Genomic DNA, 1,989 nt, shown 5'->3' on the forward strand with positions numbered 1-1,989 from the left:
GAGAGGGACATGTTCTCGGAGTAGTCCTGGATCGGGCTGAGCTCGTCGAGAATGTCCTCAAGACCACTGGTGACGCGGGCCTCCGGCCCACGCTCCTCCTGCTGGCGGGCGCGCCACTCAGGCGTACCGATCAGCCATGCAAAGGATTCACGCTGCAGGTCAAGGAGACCCGGGACCTCGATCGGCTCTGCGTTCTTGGAGAACGAGTAGCGCTTCGGAGTTCCGGGGATATCGGCCACTGACTTGGTCTGGCGGGAGACTGCCAAGATGGGTCCTTCCAGCACCTCACGCGGACTGTGGCTGTTCTGGCCACCGGATCCGCTGGTAGATTTAGCATTCGGTCTGCTGTGGAATGACCGTCCCCAGGTAGCACAAAATCACCTTGTCAAGTCGACTTTTGCAGGTCGTTTGATCAAGGTTTCCTGACAGCCCAGAGACGAATTCCAGCGCAACGAAGTAGCCTATATCAAGATCGTCTCTTTGGCAAGCCCCGGTGCTGGTGGGGCGTGCCTGGATTCAGGCGGGCACTCTACCACGAGTGGCCCCGCGTGACGCAACAAGCGCGCGTGCCCCCGTGCTCATCGACGCTTATCGACGTCCCCGTCCGAACGCCCCGAAGGCGCCCGCCAGGCCGACCAGGGTGAGCAGACCACCGACACCGACGACCACCCACCGGATGGTACCGGAGGTGCCGGGGTCACGGACGGTGGCGGCGGATTCGAGGAGGGCGTCGATCTGCTCCTGCGGCATGCGGCCCTCGAAACGGAGGATCTGCTGGCGCTCTCCCCCCTCCGGGGAGGCGTACCAGGAGTCGACGTCCTCGCGGATCTCCACGACCAGGCCGGAGACACGGTCGACGAGCAGGTCACGGGTGACCGAGTGGAACCAGTGGGCCTCGGTGAAGTCCGGGAGGGTGAGCACGGTGAAGGGGGACTCGTGGATGGCGGCCAGGTCCGTCGGCTCAATCTCCTGCCGGTAGCGGTACACGGAGCGGCCGTTCATCTCCAGCTTCTCGACGAACTCGGCCGGCCGGGTCTGCCGCAGCTGCGGGTCGAACACGTCGTAGGTGGTCTGCTGCGCATCGGAGGGGAATTTCAGCCACACGCCGTCGATGTCCACCTCACTGACGGGGCTGGCGAGCTGGTCGGTGAGGGTGGCCGGCGTGGTCACCTCGCCGGTGGTGCGGTCGATGGCGAAGCTCCACACCTCGGCGGTGATGAGCCGGTCCAGCTCCTCCTGCTGGCTGCCGCGCATGAGGGTCTCACCGACGCGCAGGGTGGCGGTGTGCTCGTCCGAGGGGTTCTGGATCTCCATGTGCAGCTGGCGGCTCACGGGGGCGGTGACCACCCGGCCGTCCGGATCGGTCATGATGCGGGTGTCCGCGGCGTCGTCGACAAGCGTGTACGTGGTGGCCTCGATGCCGAGCGGCAGACGGGCGTCCTCCGGCAGGAAGCGCGGCGCGACCAGTCCCGCCACCAGCATGGCGACGCCGACGCCGAGCAGGAGGAAGGAGAGCAGACGGGACGTAGGCAGCATGACGGAGAGTTTACCCGGCGCCCCCGGAAACGGGACAACCCCGCCGCATCCACGAACGGGATGGGCGGGGTCGTGAGCGTGAGGGCTCCTCTTACTTGAGGGCAACCTTGGCGCCAGCCTCCTCGAGCTTGGCCTTGGCAGCCTCGGCGTCCTCCTTGTTGGCACCCTCGAGGATGGCCTTCGGAGCGGACTCAACGAGCTCCTTGGCCTCCTTCAGGCCCAGGCCGGAGACGATCTCGCGGACAGCCTTGATCACGCCGATCTTCTTGGCGCCGGCATCCTCGAGGACGACGTCGAACTCGTCCTTCTCCTCGGCAGCGGCAGCACCGGCGTCGCCGGCGGCACCTGCAGCGGCAACGGCGACCGGAGCAGCAGCGGTGACCTCGAAGACCTCCTCGAACTCCTTGACGAACTCGGAGAGCTCGATCAGGGTCATCTCCTTGAAGGCCTCAA

Annotated in this window: 3 protein-coding genes; all 3 read right to left on the reverse strand. The window is 66.0% G+C overall.

The window, feature by feature from the left end; genetic code table 11:
• The coding region (locus GXZ33_RS04195) for a hypothetical protein (RefSeq protein ID WP_291339624.1) at positions 1-284 on the reverse strand (284 nt) is incomplete at its 3' end.
• A 304-nt stretch (positions 285-588) separates the two neighbouring features.
• Complete coding sequence (locus GXZ33_RS04200) at positions 589-1,536, reverse strand: DUF3068 domain-containing protein (protein WP_291339626.1); 948 nt, start codon at positions 1,534-1,536, stop codon at positions 589-591.
• A gap of 91 nt (positions 1,537-1,627) precedes the next feature.
• Positions 1,628-1,989: 50S ribosomal protein L7/L12 (gene rplL, locus GXZ33_RS04205; RefSeq protein ID WP_291339628.1), on the reverse strand; the 362-nt coding region annotated here is incomplete at its 5' end.

The organism is Corynebacterium sp., assembly GCF_012838985.1.
Lineage (GTDB): Bacteria > Actinomycetota > Actinomycetes > Mycobacteriales > Mycobacteriaceae > Corynebacterium.